The 15,502-nt window shown below is 62.2% G+C and carries 16 protein-coding genes and 1 riboswitch; of the genes, 2 read left to right on the top strand and 14 right to left on the bottom strand.

Going from position 1 to position 15,502, the window contains the following annotated elements:
- Window positions 1-272 precede the first annotated feature (272 nt).
- The 14 genes from E2K80_RS13160 to miaB all read right to left on the bottom strand — a co-directional run bounded on the left by E2K80_RS13160 (window position 273) and on the right by miaB (window position 13,254).
- A complete protein-coding gene (locus E2K80_RS13160; RefSeq protein ID WP_135375415.1) occupies window positions 273-794 on the bottom strand; it encodes a hypothetical protein in 522 nt (173 codons plus the stop codon).
- Between the two features lie 83 nt (window positions 795-877).
- Window positions 878-1,483: a (d)CMP kinase gene (locus E2K80_RS13165; protein WP_135375416.1), complete on the bottom strand. Its 606-nt coding sequence runs from the start codon at window positions 1,481-1,483 to the stop codon at window positions 878-880.
- A gap of 2 nt (window positions 1,484-1,485) precedes the next feature.
- Window positions 1,486-1,884 (bottom strand): GFA family protein, encoded by a 399-nt coding sequence (locus E2K80_RS13170; protein WP_135375417.1) that lies wholly within the window; start codon window positions 1,882-1,884, stop codon window positions 1,486-1,488.
- Window positions 1,881-3,233 carry a 3-phosphoshikimate 1-carboxyvinyltransferase gene (gene aroA, locus E2K80_RS13175; protein WP_135375418.1) on the bottom strand — a complete coding sequence of 451 codons (1,353 nt, stop codon included), beginning with the start codon at window positions 3,231-3,233 and terminating at the stop codon, window positions 1,881-1,883. Before aroA ends, E2K80_RS13170 begins: the two co-directional genes overlap by 4 nt.
- Before the next feature lie 83 nt (window positions 3,234-3,316).
- Window positions 3,317-4,408 carry an amidohydrolase family protein gene (locus E2K80_RS13180; protein WP_135375419.1) on the bottom strand — a complete coding sequence of 364 codons (1,092 nt, stop codon included), beginning with the start codon at window positions 4,406-4,408 and terminating at the stop codon, window positions 3,317-3,319.
- 47 nt (window positions 4,409-4,455) lie between these two features.
- On the bottom strand, window positions 4,456-5,169 hold the full coding sequence (trmB, locus tag E2K80_RS13185; protein WP_135375420.1) for a tRNA (guanine(46)-N(7))-methyltransferase TrmB: 714 nt from the start codon (window positions 5,167-5,169) through the stop codon (window positions 4,456-4,458).
- Between the two features lie 23 nt (window positions 5,170-5,192).
- A complete protein-coding gene (gene metK / locus E2K80_RS13190) occupies window positions 5,193-6,377 on the bottom strand; it encodes a methionine adenosyltransferase (protein ID WP_135375421.1) in 1,185 nt (394 codons plus the stop codon).
- A 6-nt stretch (window positions 6,378-6,383) separates the two neighbouring features.
- A riboswitch (SAM-SAH riboswitch) is annotated at window positions 6,384-6,433 on the bottom strand.
- A 34-nt stretch (window positions 6,434-6,467) separates the two neighbouring features.
- Window positions 6,468-8,003: an apolipoprotein N-acyltransferase gene (gene lnt, locus E2K80_RS13195; protein WP_238475537.1), complete on the bottom strand. Its 1,536-nt coding sequence runs from the start codon at window positions 8,001-8,003 to the stop codon at window positions 6,468-6,470.
- Between the two features lie 2 nt (window positions 8,004-8,005).
- On the bottom strand, window positions 8,006-8,896 hold the full coding sequence (locus E2K80_RS13200) for a hemolysin family protein (protein ID WP_135375422.1): 891 nt from the start codon (window positions 8,894-8,896) through the stop codon (window positions 8,006-8,008).
- 44 nt (window positions 8,897-8,940) lie between these two features.
- Window positions 8,941-9,435: an rRNA maturation RNase YbeY gene (ybeY, locus tag E2K80_RS13205; protein ID WP_135375423.1), complete on the bottom strand. Its 495-nt coding sequence runs from the start codon at window positions 9,433-9,435 to the stop codon at window positions 8,941-8,943.
- A 108-nt stretch (window positions 9,436-9,543) separates the two neighbouring features.
- Window positions 9,544-10,623 carry a PhoH family protein gene (locus E2K80_RS13210; protein ID WP_135375424.1) on the bottom strand — a complete coding sequence of 360 codons (1,080 nt, stop codon included), beginning with the start codon at window positions 10,621-10,623 and terminating at the stop codon, window positions 9,544-9,546.
- Between the two features lie 111 nt (window positions 10,624-10,734).
- Window positions 10,735-11,103, bottom strand: a complete 369-nt coding sequence (locus tag E2K80_RS13215; RefSeq protein ID WP_210405389.1) for a hypothetical protein — start codon at window positions 11,101-11,103, stop codon at window positions 10,735-10,737.
- 5 nt (window positions 11,104-11,108) lie between these two features.
- Complete coding sequence (locus E2K80_RS13220) at window positions 11,109-11,690, bottom strand: OmpA family protein (RefSeq protein ID WP_443216532.1); 582 nt, start codon at window positions 11,688-11,690, stop codon at window positions 11,109-11,111.
- Window positions 11,691-11,931: 241 nt separating this feature from the next.
- Complete coding sequence (gene miaB / locus E2K80_RS13225) at window positions 11,932-13,254, bottom strand: tRNA (N6-isopentenyl adenosine(37)-C2)-methylthiotransferase MiaB (protein WP_135375426.1); 1,323 nt, start codon at window positions 13,252-13,254, stop codon at window positions 11,932-11,934.
- Window positions 13,255-13,380: 126 nt separating this feature from the next.
- Between miaB and E2K80_RS13230 the strand changes: the two genes are divergently transcribed.
- A complete protein-coding gene (locus tag E2K80_RS13230; protein ID WP_135375427.1) occupies window positions 13,381-14,250 on the top strand; it encodes a hypothetical protein in 870 nt (289 codons plus the stop codon).
- Between the two features lie 22 nt (window positions 14,251-14,272).
- Window positions 14,273-15,463 carry an MFS transporter gene (locus tag E2K80_RS13235; RefSeq protein ID WP_135375428.1) on the top strand — a complete coding sequence of 397 codons (1,191 nt, stop codon included), beginning with the start codon at window positions 14,273-14,275 and terminating at the stop codon, window positions 15,461-15,463.
- Window positions 15,464-15,502 lie beyond the last annotated feature (39 nt).

The raw sequence follows: 15,502 nt of genomic DNA on the forward strand, positions 1-15,502 counted from the left end.
TTGTCTCCGCCGGTCTTTGGGGTTGGTCTTTGGCGCACACCCCCGCAAAACAATCAGGGCCGGGGAAAACCCGACCCTGCTCGATCTGCGACGTTGCCCGCCGACTTGACGCGGCCCCTATACCCCGACAACCCGGTGCTGGCAAGGGCTGACGCCCAGAAGCCCCAACCCAAACACGTCTCCTAAGACTGTCCGTACCACTTCTCTATCGCGAAAATACTGCGGGGTCCGGGGCAGAGCCCCGGCCCGACGCTCCCATACCTGCGTCCCGGCTAAAGCGGCGCGCCGCGATCCAGCAGATCCTCGATCAGATCCGTATAGATATCCGCGCTATCCCCACGTCCGTAAATCTGCGCGCCGCTGGTGTAGAGCGTCCCGTAACTGCGCGCCAAATTCACCGCCTGCCCGATCCCGCTGATCAATTGATCCCGGCCCAGCTCCTCCAGCGGATGGATATAAACCGACCAAAGCCGCCCTTGCGCAATCGCATAACGCGCATCCAGCGCGGTATCGAAATTCGCCTGCATAATCCGGGTCAGGTCCGCCTCGCTCAACCCGTCCGCCGAGGCGACCGGCACCATCGCCCGCATCCGGTTGGCGCGGGGATCCATCACCACCCGCACCGGGACATCGCCAAGGGTCAACTCAACACCCCGACCCTCCGGTCGCGCCTCAGGGTCCAGCGCCAGCAGGATCCCCAGCATCCGCTCCACACTCATCAGCGGCTCCACCGGCTGTGCCGAAAGCGGCGCAGCACCCAGAAAGGTCAGGATCAAAAGAGTTCGAAACAGCATTGCGGCGCTCCTACGGGCAGTCGGCACCACCAAGCCTAACCGCAAGCCATGGTCCCCGCCAACGCACGCTTTGGTGACCAGCCTCATCGCGCCGCCTTGATCACCGCTATCGCACGGGCCACCGCTGCCTCGATGCTCAGCTCCGAGGTGTCCAGCACCATCGCATCCCCGGCCGCGACCATCGGCGCCGCCGCGCGGTCCGCATCCCGCGCATCCCGCTCACGCACATCGGCCAGCACGCCCTCATAGCTCACATCCAGCCCCTTGCCCGACAGTTCAGCAAACCGCCGCTCAGCCCGGACCTCAGGGCTGGCAGTGACGAAGAGTTTCACATCCGCGCCGGGACAGATCACCGTGCCGATATCCCGCCCGTCCAGAACCGCGCCCCCGGCCCGGCTGGCAAAGGCCCGCTGGAAATCCATCAGGGCCGCACGTATATCCGGGATCACGGCCACCTTGCTGGCCGCCTGCGCCACATCCGGGCCGCGCAGATCATCCCCTTCCAGATCCCCGGCACCAAGGGATTGCGCCGCCGCCAGCGGCAGCTCCCCCCGCAACATCCGCCGACCGACCGCGCGGTAGAGCAGCCCGGTATCCAGATGGGCAAATCCGAAATGCGCGGCCACTGCCTTGGAGATTGTGCCCTTGCCCGCCGCGGCAGGCCCGTCAATGGCCACTGTAAAACTCATCCCTACACCTGTGTGGTCAAATCGGGGTCATCCGCATCTGCGCAGGGTAGCCCATCTAGGATTTCATAGTAGGCGCCTTTATCGGCACAGAAAATATGTCCCGTCAGCCGCACCCCCGGATCACCGTCCAGCGTACCTGCAAAGATCGACAGATTGCTGCCAGGCCCGTCCCAGAACAGGTTGCTGCCACAGATCCCGCAAAAGCCACGTCGTGCCGTCGCGGATGACGCGTACCAGGTCACCGCGCCCTTGATCTCCACCGCCTCCCGTGGCGCAGAGGTTGCCGCGACATGGTGCCCGCTGGTCTTGCGGCATTGCTGGCAATGGCAGGCGATCACCGGGCGGAGCAGGTCGGCAACAGTATAGCGCACCGCGCCGCAGAGGCAGGAGCCGGCATTCATTGGTTGCTGCGCTCGATCCGCGCACCAAGCCCCGCCATCAGCGGCTCGAAAATCGGGAAGCTGGTGACAATCGGCCCCGCATCATCAACCCGAACCGGCGCTTGCGTGGCCAGCCCAAGGCAGAGGAATGACATCGCAATCCGGTGATCCAGATGGCTTTCTGTCAAGCCACCGCCGGGCACCCCGCCCGGTCCCATGCCGGTGACGGCCCACCAGTCGGGCCCATCCTCGACCGTCACGCCATTGGCCCGCAGCCCGCTGGCCATCGCATCAATCCGGTCACTTTCCTTCACGCGCAATTCCTTCACCCCGCGCATCATCACCTGCCCTTGGGCAAATGAGGCCACAACCGACAGGATCGGATATTCGTCGATCATGCTGGCCGCACGTTCCGGCGGCACCTCGATCCCTTTCATATCGGGCGAAAACCGCGCCCGCAGGTCCGCCACCGGTTCCCCGCCCTCCTCGCGCATATTCTCATAGGTCAGATCGGCCCCCATATCGCGCAATGTCTCGAACAGGCCCGCGCGGGTGGGGTTCAGCCCGATCCCCGGCACCAGCAGATCGGAGCCTTCGACAATCAGTGCGGCACAGACCGGGAAGGCGGCGCTGGAAGGATCGCGCGGCACGGTGATATCCTGCGGGCGCAATTCCGGCTGACCGGTCAGGGTGATCACCCTTCCCTCATCGGTGATATCGGTCACAATTTCGGCGCCGAAACCTGCCAGCATACGTTCGGTATGGTCGCGCGTCGCCTCCTGCTCGATCACCACGGTCTGGCCCGGCGCATTCAGCCCCGCCAGCAAGACCGCCGATTTCACCTGCGCCGAGGGGACAGGAACCGTATAGCGCACAGGCAGGGGGTCGGCCGCCCCCACAAGTGTCATTGGCAGGCGCCCGCCCGCGCGTCCCACGGCCCGGGCACCGAACAGGGCCAGCGGGTCGGTCACCCGCGCCATGGGGCGCCCGTTCAGGCTGGCATCGCCGGTAAAGGTCACCGAAATCGGAGAGCTTGCCATCGCCCCCATGATCAGCCGCACACCGGTGCCGGAATTGCCGCAGTCGATCACCTGATCCGGTTCGGCAAACCCGCCCACACCCACGCCATGAACCGACCATTCCCCCGGTCCGTGCTGTGTGACCCCGGCCCCGAAGGCGCGCATGGCCCGCGCGGTATCCAGGACATCCTGACCTTCCAGCAAGCCCGATATCCGCGTCTCACCCACGGCCATCGCCCCCAGGATCAGACTGCGATGCGAGATCGACTTGTCGCCCGGCACCTCTGCCACGCCTGTCAACGCCCCGCCCCGGCGGGAGGTCATCGGAACGGGATCACCATGGGCCGACATACGCGCCTCTTCCTGTCATGCGTTTCAATGGCGATGCGGTTACCCAATCCCGGCCCGGGATACCAGCAGCAAACGCGCGAGGTTCAGGTCTCCCCCAACCATATTACCGGGTTTTCATCGGCGATTTTACGAAACAGGTCTTCCCCCAATGCATTGCGCAGACGGAAACAGACCGCCTTTTCAGGCAGCTTCTCCTGACGTGTCATGTAGAAATCCGACCCGAACAAAACCCGGGATCTCAACCGTTCGGCCTTCTCCCCCTCCCCGGTCAGAAAAAGCCGCAGAAACGCAATGTTCTCCTCGAACTGAAACAGGGTGTAGGAGATATCCGTCCACAGATTGGGATAATCGCCCGAGGTGATCATCTCGCGGATGCCCACCTGCCAGTTGTTCACAACCTCATAGGCATCCGGCGCAACCCGGTCAGGGTTACCATAAGCGGCCCAGTCCTTCTGCCCGCCGAAATGGGCCAGACACACCCTCAGATCGCGAAACTGCCGCAGAACCTCCCGATAGGCATCGGGTTCGGTATAGCGGTTGGCGCGATGATCCGACACATCGCGCCCCTGCACACCCCCACGGGAACAATGGGTCATCAATGGCAGGCTCTCGGCCTGCATCCGTGGATAGACATGGGCCATCAGGCGTGGATCATCCGGCGCATAGCCAAGTCGCGGGTAAATCTTCACACCGCGAAAAATCCGTTTTCCGAAACGGTCGCGGCATTCCAGAGCGCGCCAAAGCTCCCGGCCTTCCGGGTCCGCGCGCGGGTCGATCTTGGCAAATGGCAGAACAGCCCCGCCCAGATCAGGGTTCTGGGCCAGTGCCGCCAGTTCATCATGTTGCGCCCGCAGCGATATCGCAGGTGTGCCATACCCGATCTGCGACAAATCCATCGGCAGCACCACAAACCGGGTGTTGGAGGGGTAATGGCGCTGCAACCGTTCCAACACGGCGCGCTGGCTGGCCTGCTGCGCTTCAACCTGGAACTGGTACAGCCGATCCACCTTCTCGGCTGTCGGGTGCTGCCCGATCAGCCGCAAAAACCCGGATATGCAGCGGATCAGAAACGGCACCGATTTCAGGGGCCGCAACCATGCAAAGGGATAATTGTCGGGAACATGCCGGGCGCCAAATAAATGGACATGACAATTTGTAATGCGAATATCAGACATCAGAGCAACCAAAAGGAATAAATCAAAAACGACTCAGTCCTTGCAGGTTACCCGGAAACGGCCCCCTGACGAAGAAAAGTCATGTAATGCGGCACGCGCCCCTCGCGGAGCGCTTTTTGTTCATACCGGGTCGACAGCCAGTCCGCCCAGGGGTGCCGCCAGTCCGATGGGCCCTGAGCATTCCATTCAAACCCGGCTTTCGGCACTTCGATCAGGGTCTGGCGCACATAATCGGGGATATCGGTGGCCACGCGAAACTCTGCCCCCGGCTTCAGCACTTGCGCCAAAGGCTCCAGATGCTCCGCCGTTACAAACCGCCGCCGATGGTGGCGCGCCTTTGGCCAGGGGTCGGGATACAGCAGGAAGGCTTTGGACACCGACCCCGCCGGCAGCACATCGAACAGATCCCGCACATCGCCGGGATAGGCCGCCAGATTTTTCACGCCAGCGGCCCGGATTTTGCCAAGCAGCATCGCCACGCCATTGATGTAAGGCTCACAGCCGATGATCCCGATATCCGGGTTCCGCGCGGCCTGATGCACCAGATGCTCGCCACCGCCAAAACCGATTTCCAGCCAGACATCACGCCCGCCAAAAAGCGCCGTCAGATCCAGCGGCACACGATCCGGGTTCACATCCCAATCGACCGGGCCGGGCGACAAAGCCGCCAGATCCTCCTCCAGATAGCGCGTCTGGCTGGCTTTCAGATGCTGGCCCTTGCGGCGGCCATAGAAATTTCGGTGGGGACGTTCGGGCGCCATGGCTGAACCGCGCCGCGCGCCCTTCAGACCGCCGCTTTCAGCGCATCCACCAGATCCGTCCGCTCCCACGAGAACCCGCCATCGGCCTCGGGCGCGCGTCCGAAATGGCCATAGGCCGCGGTACGCTGATAGATCGGCTTGTTGAGACCCAGATGGGTGCGGATGCCGCGCGGGGTCAGATCCATGATTTGCGCCACTGCGGCCTCAATCCGGCTTTCATGCACCTGGCCCGACCCGTGTGTATCCGCATAGATCGACAGCGGCTTGGCCACGCCGATCGCATAGGACAGCTGGATCGTGCAGCGATGGGCCAGCCCTGCGGCCACCACATTTTTCGCCAGATAGCGCGCGGCATAAGCCGCCGAGCGGTCCACCTTGGTCGGGTCCTTGCCCGAAAATGCGCCACCCCCATGGGGCGCGGCACCGCCATAGGTGTCGACGATGATCTTGCGACCGGTCAGCCCGGCATCCCCGTCGGGGCCGCCGATCACGAATTTGCCCGTGGGGTTCACCCACCATTCGGTGGCATCGGTCACCCAGCCCTCGGGCAATTCCTCGCGGATATAAGGCTCCACAATCGCGCGCACATCATCGCTGCTCAGGCTTTCATCCAGATGCTGTGTGGACAAAACGATCGAGGACACCTCCACCGGTTTGCCATCCGCATAGCGCACGGTCAGCTGGCTTTTGGCATCCGGCCCCAAAGCCGGTTCCGCACCGGATTTCCGCACCTCGGCCAGACGGCGCAGAATGCCATGGGCATAACAGATCGGCGCCGGCATCAGATGCGGGGTTTCGTTCACCGCATGGCCGAACATGATCCCCTGGTCGCCCGCACCCTCATCCTTGTTGCCGCTGGCATCGACACCCTGGGCGATATGGGCGGATTGCTGGTGCAGCAGGTTGGTCACCTCCACCGTCTGGTGATGGAATTTCTCCTGCTCATAGCCAATGTCGCGGATACAGGCGCGCGCGATATCCTCGACCTGGCCCATATAGCCTTCCAGCTTGCTCTTGTCGCTCAACCCCACTTCGCCGCCGATTACCACACGGTTGGTGGTGGCAAAGGTCTCACAGGCCACGCGGGCTTCGGGTTCTTCTGCGATCAACGCGTCCAGAACCGCGTCTGAAATCCGGTCACAGACCTTATCGGGATGACCCTCTGATACGGATTCAGAGGTGAAGGTGAAATTCTTACGCGACGACATGGGAAATGCTCCGATTGCTGTTCTACCCCTACGTCAGGAAGCCGTTGTGGGGGAAGTATCGGCCTGCCTTACGCGCAAGCACGCCCGGGTTCAATGCCTGTCGCGACGCCCCGTGACCACAATACCCGCCAGCGTGATCAGAATGACAAACAGCACCGGCCAATCGCCGCTGCGCGCATAAAACGTGGGCGGCAAGGGCGGTGGCAGGGCCACATCCAGCACGCCCGCTTCGCCAAGCGGCAGGAAGCGCACCACCTGCCCGCGCGCGTCGATCAGCGCCGACACGCCTGTATTGGCCGCCCTCAGCAGTGGCAGGCCCTGTTCCGCCGCGCGCAGGCGCGCCAGGGCCAGATGCTGATACGGCCCCGAAAATTCACCGAACCAGGCATCATTGGTGATCTGGACCATCCAGTCCGGGCGCGGCACCTGACGGATATATCCGGGGAAAATCGTCTCGTAACAGATCATCGCAAAGGCCTGACCCAGATCGCCAAGATCCAGCGATGCCGGGCCATCGCCCGGGCGATACCCGGCCTGAAGAACCGTGGCGAAGCCCCGAATACCAAGACCGGCCAGCGCATCCCCGAACGGCATATACTCCCCAAACGGCACCAGATGATGTTTGTCATATACCGCCGCAATCGCACCTGACGCATCCAGCACCACCAGCGCGTTGCGGGCGCTCACCCCTTCCAGACGCTGTGCGCCCAGGATCACCGGCACCGGCCCCGCCGCCTGAGAGATCACAGCACGCCAGTCTTCGGACTGGTTCAAAGGAACCGGCAATGACGTCTCGGGCCAGATCACCAGCGCAGGTTCCCGGCCCGCAATCTGTGGCGGTTCAGCGGTCAGGGTTACGGCACGCTCAAAAAACACCGGGATCATATCAGGCCGCCATTTCAGATGCTGCGGCGCATTGGGCTGGATCAGCCGGATCACCGGGGCATCTATGGCCGTCACAGGCCCCGGCGGGAAGGCCGCCAGCATCATGACCGCGACAATCGGCGCCGCGGCACCAAGGGCGGCCAGCATTCCGAACCGGGCCAGCAGGACGGCCAAAACCACCGCCAGAACCAGAACCAGCAGGGTCAGGCCATGAGGCCCGATCAGCGCAGCACCCATCAGCAGAGGCGTGTCAATCAGGATATGGCCGGGATGGGCCCAGGGAAAACCGGTCAGAACCGTAGCGCGCGCATATTCCACCAGCGCCAGAAACGCCGCAAAGGCCATCGCGCGCCGCAACAGCCCGCCCCGGCCAACCAGCCGGGACGAGGCCCATCCGGCAGCCATCCAGAACAGGGCCAGCCCGACCGACAGGAACAGAATGGCAAAGGGCGCCATCCAGCCGTGGCGTGCGGCATCCACAAAGAACGGCTCGACAATCCAGCACAGCGCCACGGCGAAATACGCACTGCCGCCAATCAGCGCCAGAGCCCCGGCACGCCTGACTACCGGCGCTGACGCGACCAGCAGAACCAGCGCCGCAAATCCGGGGATCGCCAGATACCACAGGTCAAACGGTGCCTGCCCAAGCCCCCCGGACAGGCCCGCAATCAGCGCCAACAGGCCCGCCTGCGACAAGGACCGGGCCGCCAGCCAATGCAGCGCACGGGGGGCTGCCGCCACGCTCAGCCGCCTTTTGGAAGCCGCACGCGCAGCCGCTTGATCCGGCGCGGATCCGCGTCGACAACCTCAAACTCCGCGCCCGACGGGTGGGGAATAACCTCCCCCCGCACCGGCACTCTCCCGGTCAGCACAAAGACCAGACCGCCCAGGGTGTCGATCTCATCCTCGTCGCCCTCATCCAGAAGTTTCAGGCCGGCCTCTGCCTCAAACTCCTCCAGTGACGCGCGTGACAAGGCCAGATACGACCCGGGTTTTTCCTGCACCCAGGGCAGGTCTTCCTCCACATCATGTTCATCTTCGATCTCACCGATCACCTGCTCGATCAGGTCCTCGATGGTCACCAGACCGTCCACCCCGCCATATTCGTCGATCACCAGCGCCATATGGGTCCGGTCGGTCTGCATCTTTTGCAACAACACTCCGATCGGCATCGAGGGCGGCGCATATAACAGCGGGCGCAACATGGTCCGCAGGGAAAACCCCTCGCCACCGCCATTGAAGCCAAACCGCAACGCCACATCCTTCAGATGCACCATGCCGATGGGCGTATCCAGCGTGCCGTCATAAACCGGCAAACGTGTCAGGCCGCTTTCGCGGAACACCGCCACCAGATCATCCTGTTCCATATCGCAGGAGACCGAGATGATCTCCACCCGTGGAATCGCCACATCCTCCACCCGCAACCGGCGCAGATTGGACATGCCAGCCACGGGCAATGCCGCCTCCGGGTCATCCTCCGGGGGCGGCACCTGGATGCCGTTCATCCTATTGGTGTCTGATTTGGGGGTCGTGCCAAAAAGCCGGGCAAAAAAGCCGGTTTTTCTCTCTGGCAACTCATCCGTCTGAGGCGCGCCCTGCGCTGCACTAGACGACGGGTCAGGGGTTGAGCTCATGGCTCCTTTCCAAAATACATGCGCACCGGGGGCGGTGCGTGACCTCAATATGGGTCAGGGACACCCAATCTTGCAAGGATGCGCGTCTCCAACCCCTCCATCAGGGCGGCATCTGCATCAGATATGTGGTCAAAACCCAACAGATGCAGCGTGCCATGGACCAGAAGATGGGTGACATGGTGCTCAAACGGCTTTCCGGCGGCCGCAGATTCACGGGTACAAACCCCATGGGCAATCGCGATATCCCCCAATTCACGGGCTGGCCCGGTTTCGGTGACCTCCGGCAATTCCGGCATCTCACCGGGCAGTACCTCCACAGCTTCGGCAGGCCAGCTCAACACATTGGTCGGCTGCGGTCTGGCACGGAAATCAGCGTTCAGCGCCGCAATGCGGGCATCCGAACAGCCCAGCACACTGATCTCGAACCGCGCAACAGCCAGCCCCAATTCATCCAGCGCAGCCACACAGGCACACGCGGCCAGCCCGTCCAGCCCCACCTCTTCCCAGGCCGGGTCCTCGATCAGACATTCAATCCCCACAAGGGCCCTCTTCTCTGCTTCAAAAATATCCCAGGGGGTGTGGGGGGCAGCGCCCCCCGGATCGACGCGCATCGCGCGGCGATCCTCCCCTGTCAGCACCCAGAACGCCTAAACCGCCGGATCATCCGCATCATACGCCTCGATGATTTTCGCCACCATCGGGTGCCGCACCACATCCTTGGCGGTGAAATAATTGAAACTGATCCCGCCGATCCCCTCCAGAATCCGCTCCGCATCGCGCAAGCCGCTTGAAACACCGCGCGGCAAATCAACCTGGCTCCGGTCGCCGGTGATCACCATCCGGCTGCCCTGGCCCAGACGGGTCAGAAACATCTTCATCTGCATCGCGGTGGCATTCTGCGCCTCGTCCAGCACCACATAGGCATTCGACAGGGTGCGCCCCCGCATAAAGGCCAGAGGCGCGATCTCGATCTGCTTTTCCTCGATCAGCTTGGCCAGTTGCTTGCCCGGCAGAAAATCATTCAGCGCGTCATAAAGCGGCTGCATATAGGGGTCGACCTTGTCCTTCATGTCACCGGGCAGAAAGCCCAGCCGTTCCCCCGCCTCCACCGCCGGTCGGCTGAGGATGATCTTGTCCACATGACCATTGATCATCTGGTTCACCGCCACCGCCACCGCCAGATAGGTCTTGCCCGTGCCTGCAGGCCCGATGCCAAAGGATAACTCATTGGAATACAGGGCCCGTACATAGGCCTGTTGCGCCTGGGTACGCGGCTCCACCGTCTTCTTGCGGGTGCGAATCTCAAGATGATCGCCCGGATCGCCCTTGAACAATTCAATCTGGTCGCCATCCCGCGCGCCCGTGCCTTCTGCGGAATTGCCAAGCCGCACCACCGCATCAATATCCCCGGGTTCCAGAGTTTTGCCCGCTTCGGTCCGCTCATAGAGTTTGTGAAGCACTCCGGCCGCCTCGGCACGGGTCTCTCCCAGCACTGCCAGTACATTGCCACGGCGCAGTATCTGCACGCTCATCAGATGCTCGATCTGTGCGAGATTGCGGTCAAACTCACCACAGAGTTCGATCAGCAGCCGGTTGTCGGGAAATTCGAGCAGCAGTTCCACAGGAGGGTCAGACGGGGGCGCAGACAGGGTGGACAGATCCAATGAGAACTCCTCATCACAAAAGCTTGGATCAACTGTGGCAACCTTGACGGCGCAAAGCAACATCTTGTGGCGGGTCCGGCGTAAAAAGGCGGGTCTTGGGACTTTTCCGGCAAAAAGGCGGCCCGTTCAGGGGCCGCCTTTGATACTTTCTCAGATGCTGCTTCTGGCCCTGCCTTAACGCCTGCGACGTGGCACCAGATCGCTCGTGCCTGCCCCGGACTGGATATCACCCACAATCGCATTTGGCGGCGCAATCGGCGTACAGACCGGCAACCCGCTGACCGGATCGCGGCGCCGCGACCAGTATCCTTCCAGGCCGTCATCAATCATCCAGATATGACAGCCATCCGGGTCAACATAAATCCCCGCTTCAAGCTGGGTGAGAGAGCCCCTGTCATAGCCGGTATCTTCACCGATCGCACGTAATGGCGGGCCACTGCCACGATGCGGGCCCACACCATTGAAAAGTTCGGTACAGCCAGCAAGCACCAGGGCGCAGGTGACAAGAATTGTCGGGCGTTTCCATTTTTCAAGACTGATCATATTCGTCACCTGTAGCACACGATTTCAACACGCCGGTTCTGCTGCATATTTGCCGCTGAATTGTTCGGCGCGACCGGCTGGCGTTCCCCAAACCCGATCTCGCGGGCCACACGGGCCCCCACACCCCGGGCCACCCCGGCAACCGAGGCCGCACGGCGCTGCGACAGGCGAATGTTGTATTCATCAGAGGCGCGGCTGTCTGTATGGCCGTAAATCGCATAGGCAAAGGCGCCGGCATCGCGGAAAAAACTTTCCAGCCGGGCCCGGCCCGACCCGGTCAGCCGCGCACTGTCGGTTGCAAACAGCACATCGGTATTCATCACCGCGCAGGTGTTAAGCGCCATGCAGACGGGCCGCCCGTTTTGCGGATTTACCCGGCCTTCCATATAGCCTTCCACACCGCCATCCGCGACCCAGTGATGACACCCGTCCGGGTCAATCCAGATCGTCGGCTCCACAGTGCCGGTGATGGCTTGCTGTGCCTGCACCGCCCCGGCGGGCAGAAACAGCGCAAGCGCGCCAAGTACAAATCCACATAAACTTATCTTGAGTATCGACCCAAAGGCCGATGAGAAATGTGTCACCACAACAAAATCCCCCAGTTCCAGGTTTGATGCACAGAGCCTGGCAGGACATGCGCAAAACACCATTTATGTGCAGGAGGATAGCAAGTTTTACGGACTTGTGAAGGGACTTTTCACCAAATGTAGATACGGCCTCGAAGACGCAACCCCATATGAGGGCCATCCGTCGGAACACCAAAGCGTGATCAGCGAACAATCAGACGATTGGCAGGCCTGATCAGCCCTCATATCTGCAAACAGGCGCTCAAATCAGCAGACCGGCCAGAGAATTCGCGCTGCTTTCAACGATTCTGACCGGGGCGATCTGCCCGCGCAGGGTTTCGGGCCCCTCCACATGCACCGCATGCAGATAGTCTGATTTGCCAACCATCTGGCCCGGCATCCGCCCCGGCTTTTCAAACAGAACCTTCACCTCGCGGCCAACCATCCCATCCTGCGCCGCACGCTGGTGCCGCGACAAAAGCGCCTGCAGACGTTGCAACCGGTCACTGGCTTCGGCCTCATCGACACCTGCGCGTTCCGCCGCCGGGGTGCCGGGACGGGCAGAATATTTGAAGGAATAGGCCTGCCCGTAGCCCACGGTTTCCACAAGGCCCAACGTGGCCTGAAAATCCTCTTCCTCCTCCCCCGGGAAACCAACGATGAAATCCCCCGAGAGCAACAGATCGGGCCGGGCGTCGCGGATACGCGCGATCAGCCGGATATAGGTCTCGGCAGTATGTTTGCGGTTCATCGCCTTCAGAATACGGTCAGAGCCCGACTGAACCGGCAGATGCAGATAGGGCATCAGCTTGTCGCAATCGCCGAAAGCGGCGATCAGGTCATCCTCCATGTCATTGGGGTGGGAGGTGGTGAAACGGATACGCTCCAGCCCGTCGATATCCGCCATCCGCCGGATCAGACGCGCCAGCCCCCATTCCGCCCCGCCGGGCCCGGCCCCGTGATAGGCATTCACGTTCTGACCAAGAAACGTGATCTCGCGCACGCCACGTGCCACCAGATCCTCGGCTTCGCGCAGCAGACGGTCCACCGGTCGGCTGACCTCGGCCCCGCGGGTATAGGGCACAACACAGAAAGCGCAGAACTTGTCACATCCCTCCTGCACCGTCAGAAACGCGGTCGGCCCGCGCGGGGCTTTGCGGGGCTTCGGCAGATGGGCGAATTTATCCTCTTCGGGGAAATCCGTATCCAGCGCCTTGCCACCTTCGGCCAGCCTGTCGATCATCGCGGGCAGACGGTGATAGGTTTGCGGTCCTACAACCAGATCAACCATCGGCTGACGGCGCATGATCTCTTCGCCCTCGGCCTGGGCAACACATCCCGCAACCCCGATTTTCAGATCGGGGTTTGCCTCGCGCAGGGGACGGAACCGGCCCAGTTCGGAATACACTTTCTCGGCCGCCTTCTCGCGGATATGGCAGGTGTTCAGCAGGATCATATCCGCATCGTCAGGCGTGTCCGTCTGCACATAGCCCTTGCTGCCAAGGGCCTCGGCCATACGTTCACTGTCATAGACATTCATCTGACAGCCATAGGTTTTGACATAAAGCTTTTTCGGCGTGGTCATGCATCTGTTCCCAACGAGGTCAGGGGTGCCGTGTACCGCAAGGGGGCGGGGCCTTCAACGGCAGGCAATTGCAATCTTACCACGCGCGCGGCAGATTGGCCCGACAGTCAGGTAAAGCAGGTCGCAATGATCTATCCCAGTCTTGGCGCATTCCGTGCCGCCCCGAGCTCAGGGTTCGGCAAAGGCCCGTTCGCCATTGTCATCGCCGAAGATGCGGTCGAGGTCACATCGACCGTGATGCATGTGCTGCAACTGGGCTTTGCCCGGGTGTTTCTTGTCGCCCCGGAGGGCGTGAGCCTGAGCGATGAGATCATCGCCGGAGGTCAGGTTGATATCATCCGGCACCGGACCCGCCAGCCGGGCGTGACACAGCAGGTGGTCAACATACTGATCGCCAAGGTGCCGGAGGAATGGATCCATTACTGTTTCAATGGCGAGTATCTGTTCTTCCCGTTCTGCGAAGACCGCAATATCGGCGAGGCCGTGACCTTCGTGATGGAAGAGCGGCGCAATTCGATTCTGACCTATGTGATCGACCTTTATGCCGATGATCTGACCGCCTATCCCGATGCCGTCTCTCTGGATACGGCCCATATGGACAGTTCGGGCTATTACGCCGCCACAAGGCGGGATCAGGAAGACACCGTATTGGAGCGGCAATTGAACTTCTATGGCGGATTGCGCTGGCGGTTTGAGGAACATGTGCCCGAACCCAAACGCAAGATCGACCGGGTGGGTCTGTTTCAGGCACAGCACGGGTTGCAGCTGCGCGACGACAACACGCTGAATGATGAAGAAATGAATACCTATGCCTGCCCCTGGCATCATTCCCTGTCGGCAGCTTTATGTTCGTTCCGCGTGGCCAAGGCATTGAGAACCAACCCGGGATCCCGCCATGAGATCACCGATTTCCGCTGGCATAAATCGGCGCGTTTCCAATGGTCCTCGCAACAGTTGATGCAACTGGGGCTTATGGAACCGGGGCAATGGTTCTGAGAGACCGGCAAATGGCCCGACAATGATAATGGGACCGATCCGTGACCGGGCCATTCTGGCGCTGATGGGGATGCAGGTGACCATCTGGGCCGGGCTGTTCTACAGCTTCCCGGCACTGGTGCTGGACTGGCAGGCCGAATTCGGCTGGACCACGACAGAGATCATGGGCGCCTTCACAATCGCCATCGCGATCTATGCCCTTGGCGCGCCGCTGTTCGGGCGCCTGATTGATGCGGGCGCGGCCCCGTTCAGCATGCCCGGAGGCGCGGTTCTGGGCGCGGGCCTGTTGCTCAGCCTCATATGGGTCGAAACGCTTACCGCCTTCTACCTGATCTGGGCCGCAATCGGCGTGACCATGGGCCTGACATTGTACGAATCCTGTTTTGCAATCGTCACCCGGGCCTATGGCGCAGGCGCGCGGGCGGCCATCACCGCCATCACTCTTGTGGGCGGCTTTGCCAGCACAGTGGCCTATCCGCTCAGCCATTGGCTGACCCAGTTGGGGGGCTGGCGGATGGCGATCATCATCATGTCCGGGTTGGTGCTGGGTGTTGCGGCCCCTTTGGCACGGGTCGCGGCCCGACGCCTGGAGACACAGGCCCCCCGCACACCCGCGCCCGAAACATCCGGCACTATGGCATCCACGGGCAAACGCCCCCCGGTCCTGCGACAGCCCGAATACTGGGTGATCGCCACGGGCTTTGCCCTTGCCGCGCTGACCAGCGGTATTTTCCTCAGCCATCTGTTGCCGATCATGGCCGCGCAGGGGGTCAGCGACGATATGGCGATCCTGACCGCTGCGGTAATCGGCCCGGCACAGGTGGCGGGCCGGGTGGCGATGATGGCCATGGGCAACCGCCTGTCCGCCCTGCGCATCGCGCAATGCGCCATGGCGGCACTGGCAGGCGGCGCGCTGATGATGGCGGCGGCTGGCTGGATCGCCGGGCTGGTACTGGGTTTCGGGCTGCTGCAGGGGGCGGGCTATGGCGTGGTCGGCATCATGCGCCCGGTGATCACCCGCGAAACCTTGGGGCAAAAGGATTTCGGGGCGCTGTCAGGCGCGGTGTCCCTGCCATCGCTTCTGTTCTTCGCGCTGGCCCCGTTTATGGGGGCGGCGCTGTTCGGTCTGGCGGGGTACGGCCCGGTTCTGGCGCTTTGCGCGGCCGCCCCGCTGGCCGGGGCACTGCTGCTGCAAAAGCTGCCATATAAATAAAGCGGAAATTGTTAAAAGTACTGGTCTGAAATTCTAGAG

The organism is Rhodophyticola sp. CCM32, assembly GCF_004751985.1.
GTDB lineage: Bacteria > Pseudomonadota > Alphaproteobacteria > Rhodobacterales > Rhodobacteraceae > Rhodophyticola.